This is a genomic window from Ruegeria sp. HKCCA0370 (genome assembly GCF_013033705.1).
In the GTDB taxonomy this organism is placed as follows: Bacteria; Pseudomonadota; Alphaproteobacteria; order Rhodobacterales; family Rhodobacteraceae; genus Ruegeria.
Genome location: NZ_WQEP01000002.1, coordinates 430,718 through 453,229 on the forward strand (window position 1 = coordinate 430,718; position 22,512 = coordinate 453,229).

At 56.5% G+C, this 22,512-nt stretch carries 22 protein-coding genes; 13 read left to right on the forward strand and 9 right to left on the reverse strand.

The features are described from left to right. The first annotated feature begins 56 nt into the window (after positions 1–56). The 8 genes from hmgA (at position 57) to GOW31_RS08595 (ending at position 7,310) form a co-directional block, all read left to right on the forward strand. Positions 57–1,412, forward strand: coding sequence for a homogentisate 1,2-dioxygenase (gene hmgA / locus GOW31_RS08560; protein ID WP_170344769.1), 1,356 nt, complete (start codon positions 57–59; stop codon positions 1,410–1,412). Then, on the forward strand, positions 1,409–2,032 hold the full coding sequence (locus GOW31_RS08565; protein WP_171169260.1) for a LysE family translocator: 624 nt from the start codon (positions 1,409–1,411) through the stop codon (positions 2,030–2,032). Before hmgA ends, GOW31_RS08565 begins: the two co-directional genes overlap by 4 nt. Positions 2,033–2,053: 21 nt before the next feature. Then, complete coding sequence (gene fahA, locus GOW31_RS08570; RefSeq protein ID WP_171169262.1) at positions 2,054–3,310, forward strand: fumarylacetoacetase; 1,257 nt, start codon at positions 2,054–2,056, stop codon at positions 3,308–3,310. 10 nt (positions 3,311–3,320) lie between these two features. Next, positions 3,321–4,271: an MBL fold metallo-hydrolase gene (locus GOW31_RS08575; RefSeq protein ID WP_039541551.1), complete on the forward strand. Its 951-nt coding sequence runs from the start codon at positions 3,321–3,323 to the stop codon at positions 4,269–4,271. 135 nt (positions 4,272–4,406) lie between these two features. After that, the gene (locus tag GOW31_RS08580) at positions 4,407–6,017 is read left to right on the forward strand and encodes an FAD-dependent oxidoreductase (RefSeq protein ID WP_171169264.1); all 1,611 of its coding nucleotides are present in this window, start codon (positions 4,407–4,409) and stop codon (positions 6,015–6,017) included. 5 nt (positions 6,018–6,022) lie between these two features. Continuing rightward, entirely contained in the window at positions 6,023–6,220 is a 198-nt protein-coding gene (locus GOW31_RS08585; protein WP_171169266.1) for a DUF2783 domain-containing protein, read from the forward strand. Positions 6,221–6,231: 11 nt separating this feature from the next. Continuing rightward, positions 6,232–6,870 carry a maleylacetoacetate isomerase gene (maiA, locus tag GOW31_RS08590; RefSeq protein WP_171169268.1) on the forward strand — a complete coding sequence of 213 codons (639 nt, stop codon included), beginning with the start codon at positions 6,232–6,234 and terminating at the stop codon, positions 6,868–6,870. A gap of 86 nt (positions 6,871–6,956) precedes the next feature. After that, positions 6,957–7,310 (forward strand): DOPA 4,5-dioxygenase family protein, encoded by a 354-nt coding sequence (locus GOW31_RS08595; protein WP_171169271.1) that lies wholly within the window; start codon positions 6,957–6,959, stop codon positions 7,308–7,310. On the opposite strand, the gene GOW31_RS08600 is transcribed toward GOW31_RS08595, so the two are convergent. Continuing rightward, positions 7,289–8,917: an acyl-CoA synthetase gene (locus GOW31_RS08600; protein ID WP_171169273.1), complete on the reverse strand. Its 1,629-nt coding sequence runs from the start codon at positions 8,915–8,917 to the stop codon at positions 7,289–7,291. The genes GOW31_RS08595 and GOW31_RS08600 overlap by 22 nt on opposite strands. Positions 8,918–9,138: 221 nt before the next feature. Here GOW31_RS08600 and GOW31_RS08605 point away from each other — a divergent pair, with 221 nt between their 5' ends. Then, entirely contained in the window at positions 9,139–10,530 is a 1,392-nt protein-coding gene (locus GOW31_RS08605; RefSeq protein WP_171120373.1) for an aspartate aminotransferase family protein, read from the forward strand. Positions 10,531–10,620: 90 nt separating this feature from the next. Here the strand turns inward: GOW31_RS08605 and GOW31_RS08610 are convergent, their stop codons facing one another. The 5 genes from GOW31_RS08610 to GOW31_RS08630 all read right to left on the reverse strand — a co-directional run bounded on the left by GOW31_RS08610 (position 10,621) and on the right by GOW31_RS08630 (position 14,688). Next, on the reverse strand, positions 10,621–11,796 hold the full coding sequence (locus GOW31_RS08610) for a peptidase S41 (RefSeq protein ID WP_171169275.1): 1,176 nt from the start codon (positions 11,794–11,796) through the stop codon (positions 10,621–10,623). Positions 11,797–11,922: 126 nt separating this feature from the next. After that, the gene (gene rplT / locus GOW31_RS08615; protein ID WP_152457001.1) at positions 11,923–12,288 is read right to left on the reverse strand and encodes a 50S ribosomal protein L20; all 366 of its coding nucleotides are present in this window, start codon (positions 12,286–12,288) and stop codon (positions 11,923–11,925) included. A gap of 14 nt (positions 12,289–12,302) precedes the next feature. Beyond that, positions 12,303–12,503, reverse strand: a complete 201-nt coding sequence (rpmI, locus tag GOW31_RS08620; protein WP_010443552.1) for a 50S ribosomal protein L35 — start codon at positions 12,501–12,503, stop codon at positions 12,303–12,305. A 183-nt stretch (positions 12,504–12,686) separates the two neighbouring features. After that, a complete protein-coding gene (locus GOW31_RS08625; RefSeq protein WP_171169277.1) occupies positions 12,687–14,237 on the reverse strand; it encodes a sodium:alanine symporter family protein in 1,551 nt (516 codons plus the stop codon). Positions 14,238–14,250: 13 nt separating this feature from the next. Next, positions 14,251–14,688: a universal stress protein gene (locus tag GOW31_RS08630; protein ID WP_152456999.1), complete on the reverse strand. Its 438-nt coding sequence runs from the start codon at positions 14,686–14,688 to the stop codon at positions 14,251–14,253. A gap of 198 nt (positions 14,689–14,886) precedes the next feature. Between GOW31_RS08630 and GOW31_RS08635 the strand changes: the two genes are divergently transcribed. Continuing rightward, positions 14,887–15,348 carry an Lrp/AsnC family transcriptional regulator gene (locus GOW31_RS08635; RefSeq protein WP_254441661.1) on the forward strand — a complete coding sequence of 154 codons (462 nt, stop codon included), beginning with the start codon at positions 14,887–14,889 and terminating at the stop codon, positions 15,346–15,348. 12 nt (positions 15,349–15,360) lie between these two features. On the opposite strand, the gene pyk is transcribed toward GOW31_RS08635, so the two are convergent. Next, positions 15,361–16,806 carry a pyruvate kinase gene (gene pyk, locus GOW31_RS08640; RefSeq protein ID WP_152456997.1) on the reverse strand — a complete coding sequence of 482 codons (1,446 nt, stop codon included), beginning with the start codon at positions 16,804–16,806 and terminating at the stop codon, positions 15,361–15,363. A 142-nt stretch (positions 16,807–16,948) separates the two neighbouring features. On the opposite strand from pyk, the gene GOW31_RS08645 reads away from it, so the two are divergent. From GOW31_RS08645 to GOW31_RS08655, 3 genes are all read left to right on the forward strand, one after another. Then, positions 16,949–17,686, forward strand: coding sequence for an N-formylglutamate amidohydrolase (locus tag GOW31_RS08645; protein ID WP_171120379.1), 738 nt, complete (start codon positions 16,949–16,951; stop codon positions 17,684–17,686). Between the two features lie 87 nt (positions 17,687–17,773). Continuing rightward, positions 17,774–18,013, forward strand: a complete 240-nt coding sequence (locus GOW31_RS08650) for a DUF6868 family protein (protein WP_152456995.1) — start codon at positions 17,774–17,776, stop codon at positions 18,011–18,013. Between the two features lie 87 nt (positions 18,014–18,100). After that, complete coding sequence (locus tag GOW31_RS08655; protein ID WP_171169279.1) at positions 18,101–18,415, forward strand: DUF1244 domain-containing protein; 315 nt, start codon at positions 18,101–18,103, stop codon at positions 18,413–18,415. A 127-nt stretch (positions 18,416–18,542) separates the two neighbouring features. On the opposite strand, the gene GOW31_RS08660 is transcribed toward GOW31_RS08655, so the two are convergent. Together GOW31_RS08660 and GOW31_RS22250 are read right to left on the reverse strand one after the other, a co-directional pair. Then, positions 18,543–19,112, reverse strand: coding sequence for a carboxymuconolactone decarboxylase family protein (locus GOW31_RS08660; protein ID WP_171120392.1), 570 nt, complete (start codon positions 19,110–19,112; stop codon positions 18,543–18,545). A 398-nt stretch (positions 19,113–19,510) separates the two neighbouring features. Continuing rightward, a complete protein-coding gene (locus tag GOW31_RS22250) occupies positions 19,511–22,159 on the reverse strand; it encodes an AsmA family protein (RefSeq protein WP_171169281.1) in 2,649 nt (882 codons plus the stop codon). Positions 22,160–22,512: the final 353 nt, after the last annotated feature.

Sequence of the window (22,512 nt, forward strand, 5' to 3'; positions counted from 1 at the left end):
CTTGTTAGTTACAAAATCAACTATTAACCGACAAGCAGCAAACGGAGGAAAACGCAATGAATCGTCCGACTGATCCGCATACGCTGACACAGGCTGCGACGCCTGTCGGAACTCATGCAGGCTATATGCCAGGCTTTGGGAACGACTTTGAAACCGAGGCCCTGCCCGAGGCCCTGCCGCAAGGGATGAACAGCCCGCAACGGTGCAACTATGGTCTTTACGGAGAGCAGCTGAGTGGCACGGCCTTTACCGCCAACCCACCCGAGCGCACCTGGTGCTATCGTATTCGCCCATCCGTAAAGCATTCACATCGTTATGAAAAAATTGACCTGCCCTACTGGAAATCGGCCCCCTGCATTGATCCGGATGTGATCAGCCTTGGCCAGTACCGCTGGGATCCCATCCCGCATTCCGACGAAGGTCTGAACTGGATGACGGGTATGCGGACCATGACGACCGCAGGTGATGTGAACACGCAGGTCGGCATGGCAAGCCACATCTATCTGGTCACGGAATCCATGGTCGATGACTATTTCTTCTCGGCTGATTCCGAATTGCTGGTTGTGCCACAGGAAGGGCGCCTGCGATTTGCGACAGAACTGGGAATCATCGACCTGGAGCCAAAGGAAATCGCGATCATTCCGCGTGGTTTGCTGTACCGGGTTGAGGTTCTGGAAGGCCCTGCGCGCGGCTTTGTCTGCGAGAATTACGGTCAGAAATTTGAATTGCCGGGTCGCGGGCCGATCGGGGCCAATTGCATGGCGAACCCACGCGATTTCAAGGCACCTGTGGCGGCTTACGAGGATCGTGAAACCCCTTCTACCGTGACAATCAAATGGTGCGGGCAATTCCACACCACCAGGATCGGCCACAGCCCGCTGGATGTCGTGGCATGGCACGGCAACTATGCGCCCTATAAATACGACCTGCGCAACTATTGCCCCGTCGGCGCGATCCTGTTTGACCATCCCGACCCGTCGATTTTTACCGTTCTGACGGCCCCGTCCGGTCAGCCGGGTACGGCCAATATCGACTTTGTCCTGTTCCGTGAACGCTGGATGGTGATGGAAGATACCTTCCGCCCGCCGTGGTACCACAAGAACATCATGTCCGAGCTGATGGGCAACATCTACGGCCAGTACGACGCGAAACCTCAGGGCTTTGTTCCCGGCGGCACAAGCCTGCACAACATGATGATCCCGCATGGCCCCGACAGGGAAGCCTTCGATAAGGCGTCATACTCCAACCTGGGGCCGGACAAGCTGGACCAGACAATGTCGTTCATGTTCGAAACCCGCTTCCCGCAGCACCTGACCCCGTTTGCCGCCACCGAAGCGCCGTTGCAGGATGATTACATCGACTGCTGGACATCGCTTGAGAAGAAGTTCGACGGAACGCCGGGCAAGAAATGAGCTTGGATATCTGGATCACCTATGTGGCAACGGTCCTGCTGCTGATGAGCACACCGGGACCCAGCCAGTTGCTGATGTTGTCAAACTCAGCGACTAACGGGCTTCGGCGCGGGCTGTTCACCGCTGCCGGAGATCTGACGGCGAACTTTCTGCAAATGCTGGCGGCGGGGCTGGGCCTAGCCGCCCTGATCGCCACATCTGCAACCGCACTGACGGTCATCAAGTGGCTTGGTGTCACCTATCTGGTTTATCTGGGGGTTAAACAGATCCTAAAGGCCCGTATGTCTGACGCGCAAACCGCGCCAAAGGCCAGCCGTAAATCTCTTTGGATGCAGGGGTTCATTACTTCTGCCGCAAATCCCAAGGCCGTGGTCTTTTTTGCAGCACTGTTTCCGCTGTTCATTGACGCAGCCCTGCCCTTCTGGCCGCAATTCGCCATTCTGTCGTCTACCTATCTGGTCATGGACGGGATGTTCCTGACCGCATATGGCGGCAGCGCAAGCTGGCTGGCTCGCCGTTTGCAAGGCCCGGCAAAGCTGTGGCTTGACCGCATTGGCGGCAGCTTCATGATCCTCGCTGCTATCTTGTTGGGGCTGAAATCCCTTCGCCCTTCTGCTTAACCAACAAAACAGGGACATCGTATGCCTCTAATGACATCCTGGGTGGCGTCGGCCAATGACGCGACACATCCGTTCCCACTGAACAACCTGCCTTATGGTGTCTTCTCGACCGAAGGTGATGATCCGCGTTGCGGCGTGGCCATCGGTGACATGATCCTTGACGTTACCGCAGCCGAGGCCGAGGGTCTGATCTCCCTGACCGATGAGCCTCTGTTCGACATGCCGTTCTGGAACCCCCTCATGGAAGAAGGTCCAGCCGTCTGGACCGCGCTGCGCGAGCGGCTGATCAGCCTGCTGGCCGAAGGTTCAGATGAACAAGCCAAGGTCGAGCCGCTGCTTGTCAAACAAGAAGATGCGGAAATGCATCTGCCCTTTGCGGTCAGCGAATACACCGATTTCTACGCAGGCCGAAACCATGCCTTCAACGTGGGCACCATGTTCCGGGGGCCGGAAAACGCCTTGCCGCCGAACTGGCTGCACATTCCCATTGGTTACAACGGCCGCGCATCTTCGGTCGTGGTCTCAGGCACGGATATTCGCCGCCCCTGGGGTCAGTTGAAAGCCCCCGATCAGGACTTGCCCGCCTTCCTGCCCAGTCGCCGTTTTGACATCGAGCTTGAGATGGGCGCGATTGTCGGAACGCCCTCGGATGGTCCGATCACCGTGCAGGAAGCGGATGACAATATCTTCGGTTACGTGCTTCTGAATGACTGGTCTGCGCGCGACATTCAGGCATGGGAATATCAGCCGCTGGGCCCGTTTCAGGCAAAGGCCACGGCAACCTCGATCAGCCCGTGGATCGTGACCAAGGCGGCGCTGGAGCCATTCCGCTGTGACACGCCACCCCGCGAGTTCGAGTTGCTGGATCACCTCAAGGATTGCGGGCCGATGCTCTATGACATCGATCTGGCGATCACCATGGCACCTGCCGGACAACCCGCCACGACGATTGCCCGGACCAACTACAACCAGATGTACTATTCCGCTGCGCAGCAATTGGCGCATCACACCACATCAGGATGCCCCATGAACACGGGCGACCTGCTGGGATCGGGAACCATTTCCGGGCCAACCAAACCTGAACGTGGCTCGTTGCTGGAGCTTAGCTGGGGCGGCAAGGAACCTCTGACATTGGACAGCGGTGAAACCCGCAGCTTCATCGAGGATGGCGACACGTTGACCCTTACCGGCGCAGCTCGTGGCGACGGCTACACGATCGGCTTCGGTGAATGTGTCGGCACCGTTTTGCCCGCTCTTGAAAACCCATATTCACGATAAGGAATCCACCATGGCCAAGGCATTCGCGTCCCAGGGGGACATGTCGGAAAAAAAGATCAGCTTTACTGAAGTCGGAGAAGGGCTTTATGCCTTTACTGCTGAAGGCGATCCGAATTCGGGTGTGATCATCGGTGACGACAGCGTGATGATCGTCGAGGCGCAGGCGACTCCGCGTCTGGCAAACAAGGTTATCGAATGCGTGCGTTCCGTCACCGACAAACCGATCACGCATGTGGCCCTGACCCACTACCACGCAGTGCGTGTTCTGGGCGCAAGCGCGTTCGGCGCGCAGCAGATCCTGATGTCGGACATGGCCCGCGCCATGGTTGTCGAGCGGGGTCAGGAAGACTGGGACAGCGAATTCCAGCGCTTCCCGCGCCTCTTTGAAGGGCATGAAAGCATCCCCGGCCTGACATGGCCCACCACCACCTTCAGCGATACGATGACGGTGTATTTGGGCAACCGCCGGATCGACCTGATGCATCTGGGCCGCGCGCATACGGCAGGCGATATCGTCATCCATGTGCCGGATCAGAACGTGATGTTCACCGGCGATATCGTCGAATATCACTCGGCCTGCTATTGCGGTGACGGTCATTTCAGCGATTGGGGTGACACGTTGGACGAGATCAAGTGGTTCGATGTCGACGCCATCGCACCGGGGCGCGGCGATGCGCTGGTTGGCAAGGACATGGTGAATGCGGCCATCGAGAACACCCGCGATTTTGTCGAAAGCACATACCGGCCGGCGGCGAAGGTCGCGGCGCGCGGCGGGTCCCTGAAAGAGGCCTGGGACGCAGTCCGCGCTGAATGTGATCCGAAGTTCGCCGACTACGCAATCTACGAGCACTGCCTGCCGTTCAACGTGGCCCGCGCCTATGACGAGGCGCGCGGCATTGACACGCCCCGCATCTGGACCGCCCAGCGCGACCTCGAGATGTGGGAAGCCCTGCAAGGCTGACGAAAAACGGTCGAGTTTGATCCAGATCGTTTTTTGCGGCGGGATTCGATGAAACCATAAACTAAGACCTCCGGCGCCCGTCGCCGGGGGACAGGACATGCAGCACATCGGTGCATCTGTTTCGGGGGGGAGCCCATGAACAAGATCTTTGAAACGCCGCTTTACGGATATAAACGCAGCCCGGATCAGGACAGCCCGACGCCCGTCAGGCACAAGGTCATCGTGATCGGTGCGGGGCCGGTTGGTCTGGCCGCCGCCATCGATCTGGCCCAGCAAGGGGTCGAAGTTGTGGTTCTGGACGAGAATGACAAAGTCAGCTTCGGCAGCCGCGCCATCTGTTTTTCTCAGCGTACGCTGGAAATCGCAGACCGGCTGGGTTGCGGCCAGCGATTGGTCGACAAAGGCGTGCTGTGGGACCGGGGCAAGGTCTTTTTCGACGACCGTCAGGTCTATGATTTCAACCTTCAGCCGGACGAAGGTTATGCCAACCCGGCCTTCATCAACTTGCAGCAATACCATTTTGAAAACTTCTTTGTGGAACGCGTGCGCGAGTTGCAGGCAAAAGGCGCACCGATTGAAATTCGCGGGCGCAACAAGGTTGACGCAATCGGTACGCACGAAGATCATGTTCGGCTGGAGGTCGAAACCCCCGAAGGCCCCTATACACTCGAGGCCGAATGGCTGATCGCCTGCGATGGTGCCGCGTCGCCCACCCGGCGCATGCTGGGCATCGATTTCGAAGGGCGTGTTTTCGAAGACAATTTCCTGATCGCGGACGTGATCATGGATGCCGATTTCCCTTCGGAACGCTGGTTCTGGTTTGACCCGCCGTTCAATCGCGGGCAATCCGCGCTTTTGCACAAACAACCCGACAATGTCTGGCGTATTGACCTGCAACTGGGTTGGGACATCGACAAGGAACGCGAAAAGCGCCCCGAGAATGTGATCCCGCGCCTCAAGGCGATGCTGGGCGATGACGTCGAGTTTCAGCTGGAGTGGGTCTCAATCTATACGTTCCAGTGCCGCCGCATGGAGAGCTTCCGCAAAGGGCGTGTCCTATTCGCCGGCGACAGCGCGCACCAAGTCAGCCCCTTTGGCGCGCGCGGTGCCAATTCCGGCCTGCAAGACACTGACAACCTGTGCTGGAAACTGAAACTGGTACTGGATGGGAAAGCCCCAGAAAGCCTGCTGGACAGCTACAACGCGGAACGCGTGCACGGGGCTGATGAGAACATCCAGAAATCCAGCCGCTCCACCGATTTCATCACGCCGAAATCCGAAATGTCGCGGGTTCTGCGGGATGCGGTTCTGGACCTCAGCGAGAAGTACGAATTTGCGCGTCCGTTGGTGAATTCAGGACGCCTGAGTCAACCTTGCACCTATGACGGCTCGACCCTGAATTCTGCCGACGCGCTGGATGGCCCAGCCGAAACGCGCCCCGGCTCGGCCTGCCCGGATGCGCCGCTGGGTGATGCGTTCCTGTTGCCCAAACTGGCAGGCAAATTCACCCTTTTGACGATTGATGCGGATGCCCCAGAAGTGCTGGAAGAAGACGGGGTCGAGGTCACGCGGTTGGCGCTGTCGGTCAAGGATGACCAGACCCTGGCGCTGAAACGTCGCTATCTGGGCGACGCAACCAGCGCGGTTTATCTGATCCGTCCTGATCAGCACGTGGCGGCGCGCCGGGACAGTTATGAAGAAAACAGTTTCCGCCATGCAATCCGCAGAGCCTGTGGCAAGGAGTGAGCGCGATGTCTGACCTGATCCTATCCCCGAATATCGACGATGCTGACGACTTCTATGCCGAGCTGCTGGCCGCGCATGAAGGGCTTGAAAAAGCCGGCAGTGACGCGCTGAACGCCCGACTGGTTCTGGTGCTGGCCAATCACATCGGCGACAAGGCGGTGTTGTCTGACGCTATTCGCGCCGCCACCCTGGTCGACAAGTGACGGATTCGAATGTGAGCAAAACCGTCCTTTATGACTATTGGCGGTCCTCGGCCAGCTATCGGGTGCGGATCGCCCTGAATCTGGCCGAGATCGACTATCGCGCGGTTGTCGTCGACCTGGTGGGCGGCGAACACAAGGGCGATGCACATATCGCGCGAAATCCACAAGGGTTGGTTCCGGTGCTGGATATTGACGGGCAGCGGCTGACACAGTCTCTGGCCATTCTCGACTATCTGGACAAGACACGTGAATTGAACCTTCTGCCCGACGATGCAGCAGGGCGCGCGCGCGTGCAGGCGCTGGCCTATGCGATTGCGGTGGACATTCACCCTGTTTGCAACCTTTCAGTTGCTCGCCATGCGACCACCCTCAGCAAAGACCCGACCGACATGCCCGGAGAGTGGATGCGGCACTTCATACGGCCGGGGTTGCAGGCCTTCGAGACTATGTTGGGTGAGTTTGAACAAACCCCCTATTGCGTTGGTTCACAGCCCGGCCTCGCCGACATCTGCCTGATCCCGCAGATCTACAATGCACGCCGGTGGAAGGTCGACCTGTCGGACATGCCGCGTCTGCTGGGTGTCGAAAAGGCCTGCGCCGATCACCCCGCATTTGTCGCGGCGCATCCTGACAGGCACGCACCCCAATAAGCTTGCACAGGTCCTGTGTGCCGGTGTGCCTAGGCGTCCGTCGCAATCGGACTTAGCTTTGTTTCATCAAAGCAAAAGAGGTTCTGATGCCCGAGATCACCGGATACCACGCCCATGTCTATTACGACGCCGACACGCAGCACACGGCGCAACAGGTCTGCGAAGAGGCCGCCCGTCTGTTCCCCGTCCGGATGGGACGCATGCATAGCCGCAATGTCGGCCCCCACCCGCGCTGGAGCTGCCAATTGAGTTTTGCGGCTGATGCCTTCGATCAGGTCACTCCGTGGTTGATGCTGAACCGCCGGGGCCTTACGGTTTTCACCCACCCGGAAACCGGAGACCATCTGGCCGATCACCGCGATCGCGCGATCTGGATGGGTGAAATGCTGGATCTGGACCTGTCGATCTTTGCCAAGCTTCAGCCCAGCGCCCGCGCCTGATCCCGCAGAACGAATTTCTGTACCTTACCGGTTGAAGTCTTCGGCAGGGTGCCGAACACCACGGTTTTGGGCGCTTTGAAATGGGCCATGTTGTCCCGGCAAAAGGCAATCAGCTCTGCCTCGGTCGCGGTTGTACCGGGCTTCAGTTCGACAAAGGCACAGGGGGTTTCGCCCCATTTCTCGTCTGGCCGGGCCACAACCGCGGCTTCCATGACTGCCGGGTGTTTGTAGAGAATGCCCTCGACCTCGACGGAGGAGATGTTCTCGCCGCCTGAAATGATGATGTCTTTGGACCGGTCTTTGAGCGCGATATAGCCATCCGGGTGCATGACGCCCAAATCGCCGGATGCGAACCAGCCGCCCTTGAAGGCCCCATCGGTGGCATCAGGGTTCTTGAGATACCCTTTCATCACCACGTTGCCCTGCATTAAGATCTCGCCCATGGTTTCACCATCCGCAGGCACGGGCTCCATCGTTTCGGGATCGGCCACCATCAGGCCAGACAGTGCCGTATACCGCACGCCCTGCCTTACTTTCAGGGCAGCACGGTCTTCGGGTCCCTTGTCGTTCCATTCATCCTTCCAGGCACAAACGACCGAGGGCCCGTAAGTCTCGGTCAGGCCATAAACGTGCGTGACCTCGACCCCCATCGCCTCCATCGCTTCGATCACGGCGGCCGGCGGCGGAGCGCCCGCGGTCATAACCTTGATCTGATGGTCAAAGTCTTTCAGTTCATCCGGCGCGTGGGCCAGCATGTTCAAAACGATGGGAGCACCGCAGAAATGGGTGACCTTCTCATCACGGAATGCCGCATAGATCGGCTCCGCACGCACGGCGCGCAGACAGACGGACACGCCCGCATTGGCGGCCATGGCCCAGGGGAAGCACCATCCGTTGCAGTGAAACATCGGCAAGGTCCACAGATAGATCGAATGCTTGGGCATATCCCAGTCCAGCAAATCCGATTGTGCATTCAGCGTGGCGCCGCGGTGGTGATAAACCACGCCCTTGGGATTGCCCGTTGTGCCGGACGTATAGTTCAGCGTGATCGCGTCCCATTCGTCCTCGGGCAGTGACCAGTCAAATTCCGGGTCGCTCTCTGATATCAGGGCGTCATAGGTCAGACTGCCAAGCCTTTCACCGCCTTCAAAGCTGGGATCCTCGATGTCGATTACCAGAATATCATGATCAACCTGCTCCAGCGCCTCTTTCACAACGCCGGAAAACTCGGGGTCAACCAACAAGGCCTTGGCTTCGGCGTGGTTCAGGATGAAAGCGACTATCGGAGCATCCAGACGCGTGTTGATGGCGTTCAAAACGGCACCCGCCATGGGCACACCAAAATGCGCTTCGTACATCTCGGGGATGTTTGCGGCGATAATTGATACGGTATCACCCTTTCCGATACCCTGCGCATTCAGGGCCCCCGCCAGCCGGCGGCACCGGGCATAGGTTTCAGCCCAAGTATACCGCCGCTCACCATATACGACCGACGGGTAATCGGGATAAACCTGCGCCGTGCGCTCAATGAACGAGAGGGGCGACAAGGGTGTGTAATTCGCCCGGCATTTGTCCAAATGACGCTCATAGATATTGGTCGCTGCCAACTGCTGATCCTCCCTGCACTCGGTTTGCGCGACTTGAGCATAAACTTGGTGCTCTGACAAATCCGTAGTATTACGGTACCCTTATTGACTGGCAATACGGGATGGTGCGATCTGGCCCTACTTAGATCCGGCCATTCGCGGTGATCTGAAGCATCTTAAACATATGCCGGGGCACGCCATTTCCGCACCCCGTGCACCGCACCTCACTGAAAGGACTTGTCATGGACGGCACGTTCAACGAAAACGATCTTTCCCGCGTGGTCGAAGCCGACCGCGCCCATATCTGGCATCATCTGATCCAGCACAAACCCTTTGAAACCAATGACCCCCGCATCATTGTCGAAGGCAAGGGCATGCGCGTCTGGGACCAGAAAGGCAAAGAGCATCTGGATGCGGTTTCCGGCGGCGTCTGGACTGTCAACGTCGGCTATGGCCGCGAATCGATCTGCAAGGCCGTTTATGACCAGCTGATGAAGCTGTGCTATTTCGCCAATTCGGCCGGCTCGATCCCCGGCGCGATCTTTGCCGAGCAACTGATCGACAAGATGCCCGGCATGAGCCGCGTATATTACACCAACTCAGGGAGCGAGGCGAACGAGAAGGCGTTCAAGATGGTGCGCCAGATCGCGCACAAGAAATACGGCGGCAAGAAGACCAAGATCCTGTATCGTGACCGCGATTATCACGGCTCGACTCTGGCGACCATGTCGGCAGGCGGTCAGGACGAGCGCACCGCACAATACGGCCCCTTTGCGCCAGATTTCGTGCGCGTGCCCCACTGCATGGAATATCGCAAGCACGAGCTGGACGGCGCCCCCGAAGAGAACTTTGGCGAATGGGCCGCAGATCAGATCGAACAGGTCATCCTGCGCGAAGGCCCCGACACCGTTGGCGCACTGTGCCTCGAGCCGGTGACCGCAGGTGGCGGCGTGATCGAAGCGCCCGAAGGATACTGGCAGCGCGTGCAGGAGATCTGCAAGAAATACGATGTGCTGCTGCATATCGACGAGGTTGTCTGCGGCGTGGGCCGCACCGGCACTTGGTTCGGTTATCAGCAATACGGCATCAAGCCGGATTTCGTGACCATGGCCAAGGGCGTCGCCTCGGGCTATGCCGCGATTGCCTGCATGGTCACCACAGAGGAAGTCTTTGACATGTTCAAGGATGATGCCTCGGACCCGATGAGCTATTTCCGCGACATCTCGACCTTTGGTGGCTGCACTGCCGGTCCGGCTGCTGCAATCGAAAACATGCGCATCATCGAGGATGAAAACCTGCTGGGCAATTGCGCGGCCATGGGTGACCGCATGATGGGCAACCTTCAGGCGCTGATGGAAAAACACAAGGTCATTGGCGACGTGCGCGGCAAGGGCCTGTTCCTGGGTGCCGAGCTGGTCGCAGACCGTACCAGCAAAGAGCCTGTGGACGAGAAACTGGCACAGGCGGTTGTGGCTGACTGTATGAACCAGGGCGTGATCATCGGTGTCACAAACCGCTCGATCCCAAGCCGCAACAACACGCTGTGCTTCTCGCCCGCCCTGATCGCCACGGCCGATGACATCGACCAGATCACCGACGCGGTCGATGGCGCGCTGGGGCGTGTGTTCGGGTAAGTTCCCTCAATGAATTTACAAAAGCCGGCGCTGAATGCGCCGGTTTTTTTGCGTTCGCGTGGTATCTACGCGGGCTTTCCTGCCATTCGTCTAATTTCTCAGACTTCTGAGAATTCGTTGATAGAACGCGCCGTGTGCATCTTCAGCGGTAGGTTCGTTGATCAATTCCCAATCCAAATCCAGTGTTCCAGCCGGAACTAGTTGCCGCGCGATCTCGGCTGGTGTGGTTTCATCGCTGGTTCCGTTCTCCCAATCGTGAAAAGCCGATGAGTATCGAACGACCGCCCCGCTGGTGGGCAAATCGAGCGAACCTCCCTCGGCAAAAAACGTCAACCCGTCACCCATTTCTTCCCCTATGAGCTTGAGCCTAGGTCCCAATCGATGTTTGAGGATGGCGACAAAAACTATCGCAGCCGAAAACGTGAATTTATCGACAAGCACAACAACCTGCCTGCTTGCGTTTTCAGAGATGGCGTCGATCAAGGGCATCGTTTTGAGAAAGTCGCCACCGGTGTTTCCACGAATGTCAATCAAGAGCGTTTTTTCCGAGCAAACGCTTACTTGTTCTGCTGCACCTGAGATGGCTTTCGGCAGCGCACCTTCTCCTGAATCGAGAAAACTGGGCAACAGTATCGCAAGCCCAAGTCCCCGCCAGCCCTTAGTCTCCACAAGTCTCTCGGGTGTCCAAGCCGGATCGCCCCGGCCATGCTCGTTTCTCGGGTAGAGCGTTGATGCAGGAACCGTATGACCGTTTTCCACTTCGAATTCGGATATCTGACCGTTCTCGTCTTGCACGCGATACTCGGTCGTTTCGTCTTTTGAGGAAAAACCGAGACGAGCCAAAGCATAGGGCCACACGAGTATAATCGATCCGATTACCCGTTTCCTTTGGCGCGTTCCTGCCAGAAATGTTTCTGAGGCGGCTTCGATTTGGCTTAACGGTGTGCCGTTGACTGCAACCAGCTTTCCTCTGGGCGCAGTTGTTTCTGGTGCCGTACCAACTAACTGGATGGCAGTTCCGATGCTCACGAATCTCAGCGGGAGCACCGAGATGGCATCATTCGGAATCAGCCGCGTGTGCCCGTTGTCGGGAAGCGCCAGTAGGCGCATTGTTGAAAACAGAAAGGCCTCTTTTAGACCTTCTGAAGCGTATCTTCGGGCATCACTAATGCAACTGTCTATCGCCGTCTTTTCGATCCGCCGAAAGCTGGGATCGCGTGGCAAGGCAGTTTCCAAAACTTGCTCAAAGTCTTGTATCAGCGACATAGTTTAAGGTGCGCACGACTGCTGGACGATGTCCAGAGTGTGCTTAACACCGACGTCCAATCTATGGAAAACAAAAAAGCCGCCCCAAATGGGACGGCCTTTCTTTCACTGTCTCTCGAAAGAGGATCAGGCGGTCAGAGCTGCCTGAGCTTTGGCGACGATCGCGCCGAACGCTTCCGGTTCGTGCACGGCCAGGTCGGCCAGAACTTTGCGGTCCACCTCGATACCGGCCAGGTTCAGGCCGTTGATGAAGCGGGAATATGTCAGTGCTTCGTCATGCGAACGGACAGCAGCGTTGATCCGCTGGATCCACAGGGCGCGGAAGTTGCGCTTGCGGTTCTTGCGGTCGCGGGTTGCATACTGGTTGGCCTTGTCTACGGCCTGACGGGCAACCTTGAAGGTGCTCTTGCGGCGGCCATAGTAACCTTTGGCGGCCTTGATGACCTTCTTGTGACGGGCGTGAGTTACGGTTCCACCTTTAACGCGGGACATCTCTTAATCTCCTCTTAGCGGTCGTAGGGCATGTAGCCCTTGACGATCTTGGCGTCGGGGGCGGACAGGGTGGTGTTGCCACGGGCGTCGCGAATGAACTTTTTGGTCCGCTTGATCATGCCGTGCCGTTTGCCGGCCTGGCCAGCAAGGACCTTACCGGTCGCAGTCACCTTAAAGCGCTTTTTGGCGCTCGACTTGGTCTTCATCTTAGGCATTTCCGTCTCCTTTTTCGGGTTCGGTTCCAGACGCGACTCGGCATGCCATCTCGGCCGGTCACGCGATCAGAAGCGCCGTTTACGCAAGTTCGGTCATACTGGCAAGGGGGTTTGGATCAGATTCTGCGCTTTTTGCCGGCTGATCGGGCACTGGGGCGACAAAGGCCGCCCCAGTGATTGGGTTTAGTGTTCGAATTTCCGGATTTCACCGGTTTTCAGGCGCTCGGAATACGAGGCCAGCTCCTGACGCACCACTTTCATCAGGAAGTAGAGCGCAAAGACGTTGACCACCGCCATCGCAAAGATCGCCGCATCCGAGAAGTCGATGACCGGGCCAAGGTTGGCTGCGGCACCGATGACGACGAAGATGCAGAAGATGATCTTGAACACCAGCTCTTTGGTGTGGCCCTCACCGAACAGGTAGGTCCAGGCCTTGAGGCCATAGTAGGACCAGCTGATCATGGTCGAGAAGGCAAACAGGATCACCGCAACCGCCAGGATATACGGGAAGAAACTGAACGCGCTGCCGAAGGCGGCAGAGGTCAGGCTGACACCCGAGTTGCCGTCAACAGTGGCAATCGCCGTGCCGGCCTCATTCAGCATGTAGTTTCCGGTTTCCGGATCGATGATCAATTGCTGGGTGATGATGATGACCAGAGCGGTCATTGTGCAGATCACCACGGTGTCGATGAACGGTTCCAGCAAGGAAACGAAGCCTTCCGTGATCGGTTCCTTGGTCCGAACAGCCGAGTGCGCAATCGCTGCCGAGCCAACACCCGCTTCGTTCGAAAACGCCGCACGTTTGAAGCCCTGGATCAGCGCCCCGACCATGCCGCCTGCAACACCCAGACCGGTGAAGGCGCCGGCGAAGATCTGACCAAAGGCCCAGCCGATCATATCCGCATTCATCAAGATGATGACCAGAGCGGTCAGAACATAGAGAATGCCCATGAACGGTACCACCTTCTCGGTCACCCGTGCGATAGACTTCAGGCCACCAACGATGACCATGAAAACAACCGCTGCGAAGACCAGCCCGGTAATCCAGCCCGGATAGTCACCCACGATTCCCGCGATCTGCTGATGCGCCTGATTGGCCTGGAACATGTTGCCCCCACCCAGCGCGCCAAGGATACAGAAGATAGAGAACAAAACCGCCAGGATCTTGCCACCCGGCAAGCCCAGTTCGTTGAACCCTTTGGACATATAGTACATCGGGCCACCCGAAACGGTGCCGTCTTCGTACTCGTTGCGGTACTTCACGCCCAGCGTACATTCGGTGAATTTCGACGCCATCCCCAGGAGACCCGCCAGGATCATCCAGAAGGTTGCGCCCGGTCCGCCGATGCCGACGGCAACAGCAACACCCGCGATATTCCCCAGACCGACCGTACCGGAAAGCGCTGTGGCCAGAGCCTGAAAATGGCTGACCTCGCCCGCATCATTGGGGTCGGAATAGTCACCTTTGACAAGACTGATTGCGTGGCCAAAAAACCGCATCTGCACAAAAGCAAAATACAGCGTGAAAACCGTCGCAGCGATCACCAGCCACATCACGATCCATGGGAAACTGGTCCCGGGGAATGGCGCGAAGATGAAGCTGACGAATGGACCGGTCAGATTAGCGAAAGTCTGGTTGATTTTTTCATCAAGCCCCGGAGCTTCTTGCGCAAAGGCAGGGCTGGCGACAATAGCGGCTGCCATTGAGGCGCCGAGTTGTTTAAGCATTCTCATTTTGTCCCTCCCTTCAGTTCACAACCGTGACCGGAACATCGGCATGCATCACAAGGTTCTGGGTCGAGCTGCCGAAGATACGTTTCTTGATCCCGTCCGCCGAAGACCGGCCGACAACGATCTGCGAGCCACCCATTTCCATTGTAATGGCGTTCAAGGTCTCGGCCACGTCGCCGTGGCGAACAACACCCTGCGCTTCAAAACCAGCCTCTCTGAGGGCCTCAACGGCAGGTGTCACGATCCGCGACGTTGCCAGATCAACCTCTTCTTCCCGTCGCTTGTGACGCTGCGCGTTTTCTTCCGGTGTCTGAAAGGTGTAAGGGGACCATTCAATCACATAAGCGACCACCAGTTCACACGACCCGATCAACTTTGCCAAATCTTTGGCAAAGGTAATCACGCGCTCACCGGTCTCTGTCCCGTCGAGTCCTATGACAATCTTTGTTGTCATGTCGTTCCTCCATTATTTTTCATTTGGCCGAGGCCCGTGCCCCCGGCAGGGCAGCCGGAACTTGGAACTTTCAATAAGACCGCCCTTTGGTAAGTATCAGGAATTTTCACTAGGAATTGGGGATTTTTTTGGTCTATATTCAGTGGAAATTGTCGTTTTACACTAAAATAACAGGAAGTTTTACTGATTAGTAGAGAATTGGACAATATCGATCAACGCATCCTGCACGAGCTTGAGGCCAATGGCCGGCTCTCAATAGTTGAGCTTGCGGCGCGCGTAAACCTTACGAATACGCCGTGTTCCGAACGTGTGAAACGGCTGGAAAAGAACGGCTATATCAAGGGCTACAGCGCCATCGTCGACAAAGAGAGAATGGGGCTGGCCCTCCTGACCGTCGTACAGGTTTCGTTGACCGCAACGGCCGAGCAATCCCTGGAAAAATTCAACGAGGCCGTAAGCGATGTGCCGGAAATCGAAAGCTGCTTGATGGTGGCAGGGTCGTTCGATTATCTTCTGACAGTCCGCACCCGCGATATCGCGCATTTCCGGATGATACTGGGTGAGAAAATCAACAAGCTGCCCGGGATTCACCAAACCAGCTCATTCACGGTCATGGAGGCCGTGAAAGAGCCGGTTGGCCAACGGGTGCCCGGGCCTTGATACCCGTTCCGGTTATTCGGGATCCGTGCTGTAGATCAGTCGCTCGTCACAGGGCGCCACGCGCAGAATGTTGGTGGTACCCGGTACGTTGAACGGCACCCCGGCGGTGACAACGATCTGGTCGGTTTCAGTTGCAAAGCCCCCTGCCCTTGCGGCGCGCGCTGCGTTTACAACCGCGCTTTTGAACCGTTCGAGCTCGGGCGTCATGACGCAGTTGCAACCCCAGCTCAGACAGAGTCTGCGCGCCGTTCCCATCAGCGACGTCATCGCGATAATCGGAACACCGGGACGTTCGCGCGCGGTCAATGCGGCTGTCGTGCCACTTTGCGTAAAGCAGCAGATCGCTTTGATATCGGTTTTCTCGGCTATTTCACGCGCGGCGGCAACAATCCCGTCCGCAACGGTGGTTCCCTTGGCGGTACGCGAGGCTGCGATGATCTGCGTATATGTCGGGTCGGCTTCGACTTCGATGGCAACCTTGTTCATCGTCTGCACCGCTTCGATCGGATAGGCACCGGCTGCCGATTCCGCGCTGAGCATGATGGCATCAGTGCCTTCGTAGATCGCCGTCGCAACGTCCGACACTTCGGCACGGGTCGGCATCGGGCTTTCGATCATGCTTTCCAGCATCTGTGTGGCGACGATGACGGGCTTGGCTGCCCCACGGCATTTACGGACCAGTCGTTTCTGGATCGGAGGCACGGCAGAAACAGGCAGTTCCACGCCCAGGTCGCCGCGTGCCACCATGATCCCGTCCGACGCATCAAGAATATCGTCAAACGCCTCAACTGCCGCAGGTTTTTCAATCTTGGACAGGATCGCTGCGCGGCCATCCGCAAGCGCGCGAGCCTCGAAAACGTCTTTGGCGCGCTGCACGAAGCTCAGCGCCAACCAGTCGACACCCAGTTGGCAGACAAACTCCAGATCCTCTCGGTCCTTGGCCGACAAAGCCGCCAGCGGCAGCACCACATCAGGAACGTTGACGCCCTTGCGGTTCGAGATCGTGCCACCCACCTCGACCGTGCAATTTGCAAAATCCTGCCCGCAGTCCTGAACGATCAGTCGGATCTTGCCGTCATTCACCAGCAGGCGCGCGCCCGGCTCAAGCGCCGCGAAAATCTCGGGATGCGGCAGGCAGACCCGGTTGATGTCGCCCGCAGCAGGGTCGAGGTCGAGCCGGAAGGACGCGCCTTCTTCCAGCTCCTCGGCCTCGTTGGCAAAGACACCAACGCGCAGCTTGGGGCCCTGAAGGTCGGCCAGAATGGCAATCGGGCTGTCCAGATCCTTTTCCACCTGCCGAATGATCTTGTGCCGTTCGCGGATCTCATCATGGCTGCCATGGCTCATGTTCAGACGAAAGACATCAGCGCCAGCCTCGTGCAGGGCACGAATCGTGTCATAGTCATTTGACGCTGGCCCCAGCGTCGCCACGATTTTCACATTTCTCAGGCGTCGCATTGGCATAGACCTCCTTACGTCATCTCAAGTTTGCAGATCAGCTTACGCAAAATGTTACCGCAAACATCATCTCGATGCTTATTGCGCAATTCCCTTTTCAAAGCAACTGCCCTACACCAGCGGCAAACAAGATGACAGGCTCATGACATACACTCCATTTTTCGTCCACGGTGCGGATCGCCCGTCTCGCTGGCTGATTACATGCGACCATGCAACCAACACTGTTCCCCCAGACGTAAATGGCGGCGACCTCGGCCTGCCGCGCGAGGATATGGAACGCCATATCGCCTATGATGTCGGCGCGTATGAGGTGTCGAAACACTTGGGCGAGATCCTGAACGCGCCTGTGATTGCCGCCAACTTCTCGCGGCTGGTCATCGATCCGAACCGGGGTGAGGACGATCCCACGCTGTTGATGAAGCTCTATGACGGGTCAATTATACCCGGAAATCGCCATGCAGATGATGACGAGCGCGAACGTCGTCTGAATATGTGCTACCGCCCCTACCACGAGGCACTGGCACAAATGGCGGCCCTGCCCCATGCTGTGATCGTTTCGATGCATTCCTTCACCCGCCAGCTGCGCGGCCGTGAGCCGCGCCCATGGCACATTGGCGTGCTGCATACCTCGGACGAGCGGTTCTCTGGCCCGCTGATCGAAAGGCTTCAGGCCGAGGATGATCTGTGCGTTGGCGTCAACCAGCCGTATACCGGAGTTCTGCCGGGGGATGCGATTGACAAACATTGTACCGCGTTCGGACGCCCCAACGCACTGATCGAGCTGCGCAACGACTTGATCGCAGACCATACGGGTCAAAGGGAATGGGCCGAGCGATTGGCGGTGATCCTGCAAGATGCATTGGAAGCCAGCGACCTTTGACCGCAAGTCCTGCGCGTGCTTTTCCGCGCATCACGCTGTTGTGAGCACGGCCTTCATTTCCCATATCAACTGGGAAAGGGAGTCATCATGACACAAGAGTTTTTGACGACGTTTTTTGGTTGGATGGCCGTGCTCAATATCGCGGTGCTTCTGTTTACCACCCTGATGGTTCTGCTTTTGCAGGATTGGATTGCCGACATTCACGGCAGGATGTTTCGGATGGAACGCCCGGATGTGAAACGCGCCTATTTCAGGTATCTTGCGAACTACAAAATCCTGACGCTGGTTTTCTGCATCGTGCCGTGGCTGGCATTGAAACTGATGTGAAAAGGCGCTTCGGCACGTCCGTTTCTTGTAACGGGTCCACTGGATTGTTAGGTCAGAAGCAACTCAATCGCCATCCGGAGCCAGATCATGGACAAGCAAACCGAAATTGAACTTCAGGCTGCCGCATTTCGCCGGTTGCAAAAGCACCTGATGGAAGACCGCACGGACGTTCAGAACATCGACATGATGAACCTCGCCGGGTTTTGTCGCAACTGCCTGTCGCGCTGGTATCAGGAAGCGGCAAACGAAAAGGGAATCGAAATGGGTAAGGATGAAGCCCGCGAGATTTTCTACGGCATGACGATGGATGAATGGAAATCGAAATATCAAACCGAGGCCAGCCCCGAGAAACAGGCCGCCTTCAAGGTTGCGTTCGAAGAAAACGTCGGCACGAAAGACTGACAACGCAGCGCTCAAAAAGGCCCGCCGATCCGGCGGGCCTGTTGATTTGGATTACCGTTTCAAGCTGTTGTGCCACGCCCGCCATACGCTTATTCGAGGCCCCTGGCCCAGACCGACAGATCAGAAGTCATGCGAAAAGCCCGTTTGCCTTGCCAAAATCAAGGTAGCACCTTTTGCTACGCAGGTTGTCGAGCACGTCTTCACCGGCGGAATTAGTATCTGAATGATACTCGGTAATTCCGGTGCCCTCTAACATACGATTCATCAAGTTGAACAAACCGCAAACTTGTATAGCGTCAAACAGCGCATTCTCGGACCAGCCGGCATCGTAGACTGCTTTTGCATCGGCTTCAGTCATGCGGGAGGGGCTGGTTGTTAATTTCCCGGAATAAGCCAAAATGGGTTTTAGACTGTCGTCGATATCCGCGCTTTCAAGATCATCCATCAAATCCTCGATGGTGCTGACATCAATGCCGAAAGCCTTGGCATGCACGGTGTGCGCGCCATGACAAAAAGCGCAAGCGTTCAATCCGGAGACATAGGCTGCAATGATCTCTCGTTCCGCGATGCTGAGTTCACTGTCGCCCCGCATGACACGATTTTGGTACTCTGCCAGAGGTCCAAGTTTCTCCGGGAAAGCGCGATAGACGTGGCCCAGATTCGCGTCTTCGGGCATAGACGGAAACAGGTTTTTCATTTCGACCCCTCAAAAATCCGTATCTTGCATCCTAGCTGGGCTCCGGGCTTTCGCAAACAAGCAACCTTTTGCATGTCGCAAGGCGGCATGGGGTAGTTGGTGTTATCCCCGAAGATTGCAGTCAATTGCCGCGTTGCACGGTGTAAGATTGCGCAAGCTGTTGGCTAGCTTTAGGCATGCACGGATTGCCTGAACCTGTTTTGGAAGCTGTGGAAGCCTGTGACTGATGATCCAGCCATTGCCGCAAACACGGGGGTTTCGGGTGACCACAAGACATTGGACATCTAGCGTGGTTTGGCCTTCAATCCACGCTCCTTGCCCAAAACAGACATCTTTAGCAGTCACATTACGATCCTTCACGAACTCTGGGTTCGGTCAGGTACCGAGCCGCTCGCCCACTATTGGAGCTGCAAAATATCCGGAACACAGAGTTTTCTTTTGGCCGGCATTTTATCCGCACCATCAGATCGTTTCAGCCTTTTCGGCCCATCCTTGACCTTGACGTTCGGCTTGGACAATGGACCCCTCAAAGTCACTGGCCAGGGGCTTTTCGAAAGGGGTTCGCCAATCTTTCGGGGTTGCAGATTCAAATCCAGAGATTTTCCCGCCACATTAACATCGCCAAAAACAACAACCTGGACATGATCTGTTTCCAGGGTGGTTTGTTTGGTCGAAAAATTTCCATTTGAAATATTGATCGGCGCGCGCAAGCATACGATTGGCGCAACCTTTTGTTTTTCTTTTGTAAATACCCAAGGCAAAACCCCAAGCCCCGCCAAATCCAGAAGCTGCGTTTCGATAGAGCCATCCCGCATTGAAACTGTGGCGCTACCATTCATGGTGTTGGCAAAGTGTTTTGGTGAATCAGTTCCGCCGGTCACCGAAAAATCAGCATAGATCGTACCGCTGGCGCCCTTTTTGAAGTTCAGATTGTGGAGGATGTCATCCAGCTGCCAGCCGCCCGCCTTGCCGGTCAACGTAAGCAGATGTGCGTCATTCGACAGATCCATTTGCCCGCTGACGTCGAAATGGGCGCCTCCGTATTCAAACTTCAACGGCCCGGCCTTAAGCTCTTCTTCGTTGAGGGTCAGATCACTCTGCAAACTGCTTATGCCTCTGGCGCCTTCGATATGCCGAAGATCAATATCAACATCCATATCCATACCGGACAAGAGAATTGAACGGCCGATAGGTTCAAGCGTCACATCTCTCAGCGGACCGGTGGCACTGTCTTCTTGATCGGCATCTTCCTCGTCCGCCTCTGAACCGCCTAACTTCCTCAACTGTGCAACGGCCTGAATGATGGTACGGATCTGATCTACCTTGATCAGCTCACTTTCAATAGTACCCCGCAATACAGGGTCACTTGTTGCATCATCAAGATCGGCCACGATTTGCAGGGCAGAGTCGGCTACCTCGACAGCAGCATTTGCGTTCCAATCAGTGCCCTGGCTGACAAGCCCGATTTCAAACCGCGCAGGACCGGTTTCGACACGTTCAAGTGACAGCGCCTCCAACAGATCCGCCCCGGATGGAACATCGACATCAATTGCCAGATCCAGATCCTCGAATTTGAGCACGTTCTTGACCTTGCCATGCACCTCGAGATTCCAGACTTCCGTTTCGCTTGTCTGGCCATCCAGATTCGTTAGAGACAGCTGATTGATGCCGCCGTTCAAATGAAAGTTGCCGGAAAACCTGCCAAGCTGGTCGTCCGGCCCCAACAACTCTGGAGAGATCAGACTGCTTGCCGGAATATCCATCAGACCTTCAGCTGATATGCCTTGCAACCTCAGCGCATCATCGACCGAGCCGTTCAAAATGACAAACGGATCAGCGGGGTTCCCAATTCTCAGGTTGATGCTGCCAACACGCAAGGCGCCTTCGGGTGTTCTGGATAGCTCGGAAAACTTGATTGGAGGCGGGCCTTCGCCCGAGGTGTCCAATGTGAACCCGTTGGTTTTGATAACCATTTGTCGCTGAGGAACCTGCCCGGGAGCACTGTCCATTACCATATCGATCGCAACAAGTTTAAGATCATATCGTGATGCGGCGGGGGCTGGTTCAGCTTTTTCCGGGTACAACCGAATACGTGTTGTCAGCGATACATCTTCGGGGTTTCCCAATTCCCCGATTTGCCCGTTCAGCGAGAGGCTTTGACCACCATCCAACTCCGCCAGCACGGCCAGATCATCGATCCGGGAAGTGCCGTTAGCCGTTTGGAACGTTGCGCCAATACGCCCAGAGCCTTCCAATACTCGATCAAGTTTCAGGATATCGAGAAGCTGACCAAGTTCCACAATCTCTATCGTCGTCCTCACCTCAAGCCCGGCTTCCGTAGGGACTTCTTCGGCAAGAATAGAGACTTGTTCAAAAACCGCTGTTATCCGAAACGGGTCTTCCGCTGGAAACGCTCCGCTGAGCTCAAACCTCTCGCCGTTCAGCGAACCTTCCCCAGCAGCAGAGGCCGTGTTGGTTTGATCGTCACGCTTCAAAAGCAGTTCAGGAAGCTGCAGATTCAGTTCAAGCCCATTCAATTCATTCTGATAAAAAATGGTGATGTCGGTCAGGTCAACTGTGCGGTCCGACAGAATTCCGGCGACCGGTAGCGTCGGAGGTTTTGCGGTTTGCGAAGCTGCTGCATTCGGTTGAGAAACAGAGTGCCAATTTCCAACGCCATCCTTGTCAGTGATCAGGTTCAGGTGAAGACCCGAGACAGAGAGGCCACTTAGAGAAAGCTTATTGTTCCAGAGGTCACGCGCGGAAACCTCGAATTCAAGTTTGTCGATTGCCGCCAGCTTCGCATCTGCTTCCGGCGCCCCGGGTAGTACCAACCCCGCCGCTGATATCTGCAACTGCCGACCCAGACCGAGACGCACTTCATCTTCTATTCTGACATCCTGACCAAGTTTCTTACTGATCAGGTTCTCGACAAAAGTGGCCCTGACCGAAGAAAACAACGCGGAGGACAGGAATAGCCAGGCCGCAAAGACAGAAACAAGCGCAACAGCGCAACAAATGAAAACACCTTTGACAACGTATCTCACGCTTCTCTCCCACGGCTCCAAGTCATCCTGAGCATCCTCATCAGACTGGTCCAAGTTGATTGTTAGTGCATCATCGGCCTGTAATCCATTGAGATGATGGATTTAGGTGCACTAAAGCGATAACGACGTTGGCTGAGTGAGCAATTTTTTGTTGCGATGTCTTCTCGATATTTCAATCGGTGTTCATGCGGCGAGCGTTTGAGCCTCCCCAACTGAACGGGTCCACCGTTATGTTTAGGAAACGGAGGACTGAGAATGGCAAACAAGCGACCGAAGCCCGAAGAGATTGTCTCGAAGTTACGGCAGGTTGAAGTTCTGATGGGGCAAGGGATGTCCCGTCTTGATGCGATCAG

Coding starts and splice junctions, on each gene's coding strand:
- hmgA (WP_170344769.1), top strand. CDS start 57: ATGAATCGTCCGACTGATCCGCATACGCTGACACAGGCTGCGACGCCT.
- GOW31_RS08565 (WP_171169260.1), top strand. CDS start 1,409: ATGAGCTTGGATATCTGGATCACCTATGTGGCAACGGTCCTGCTGCTG.
- fahA (WP_171169262.1), top strand. CDS start 2,054: ATGCCTCTAATGACATCCTGGGTGGCGTCGGCCAATGACGCGACACAT.
- GOW31_RS08575 (WP_039541551.1), top strand. CDS start 3,321: ATGGCCAAGGCATTCGCGTCCCAGGGGGACATGTCGGAAAAAAAGATC.
- GOW31_RS08580 (WP_171169264.1), top strand. CDS start 4,407: ATGAACAAGATCTTTGAAACGCCGCTTTACGGATATAAACGCAGCCCG.
- GOW31_RS08585 (WP_171169266.1), top strand. CDS start 6,023: ATGTCTGACCTGATCCTATCCCCGAATATCGACGATGCTGACGACTTC.
- GOW31_RS08595 (WP_171169271.1), top strand. CDS start 6,957: ATGCCCGAGATCACCGGATACCACGCCCATGTCTATTACGACGCCGAC.
- GOW31_RS08605 (WP_171120373.1), top strand. CDS start 9,139: ATGGACGGCACGTTCAACGAAAACGATCTTTCCCGCGTGGTCGAAGCC.
- GOW31_RS08610 (WP_171169275.1), bottom strand. CDS start 11,796: ATGTCGCTGATACAAGACTTTGAGCAAGTTTTGGAAACTGCCTTGCCA.
- rplT (WP_152457001.1), bottom strand. CDS start 12,288: ATGTCCCGCGTTAAAGGTGGAACCGTAACTCACGCCCGTCACAAGAAG.
- rpmI (WP_010443552.1), bottom strand. CDS start 12,503: ATGCCTAAGATGAAGACCAAGTCGAGCGCCAAAAAGCGCTTTAAGGTG.
- GOW31_RS08625 (WP_171169277.1), bottom strand. CDS start 14,237: ATGAGAATGCTTAAACAACTCGGCGCCTCAATGGCAGCCGCTATTGTC.
- GOW31_RS08630 (WP_152456999.1), bottom strand. CDS start 14,688: ATGACAACAAAGATTGTCATAGGACTCGACGGGACAGAGACCGGTGAG.
- pyk (WP_152456997.1), bottom strand. CDS start 16,806: ATGCGACGCCTGAGAAATGTGAAAATCGTGGCGACGCTGGGGCCAGCG.
- GOW31_RS08645 (WP_171120379.1), top strand. CDS start 16,949: ATGACATACACTCCATTTTTCGTCCACGGTGCGGATCGCCCGTCTCGC.
- GOW31_RS08650 (WP_152456995.1), top strand. CDS start 17,774: ATGACACAAGAGTTTTTGACGACGTTTTTTGGTTGGATGGCCGTGCTC.
- GOW31_RS08655 (WP_171169279.1), top strand. CDS start 18,101: ATGGACAAGCAAACCGAAATTGAACTTCAGGCTGCCGCATTTCGCCGG.
- GOW31_RS08660 (WP_171120392.1), bottom strand. CDS start 19,112: ATGAAAAACCTGTTTCCGTCTATGCCCGAAGACGCGAATCTGGGCCAC.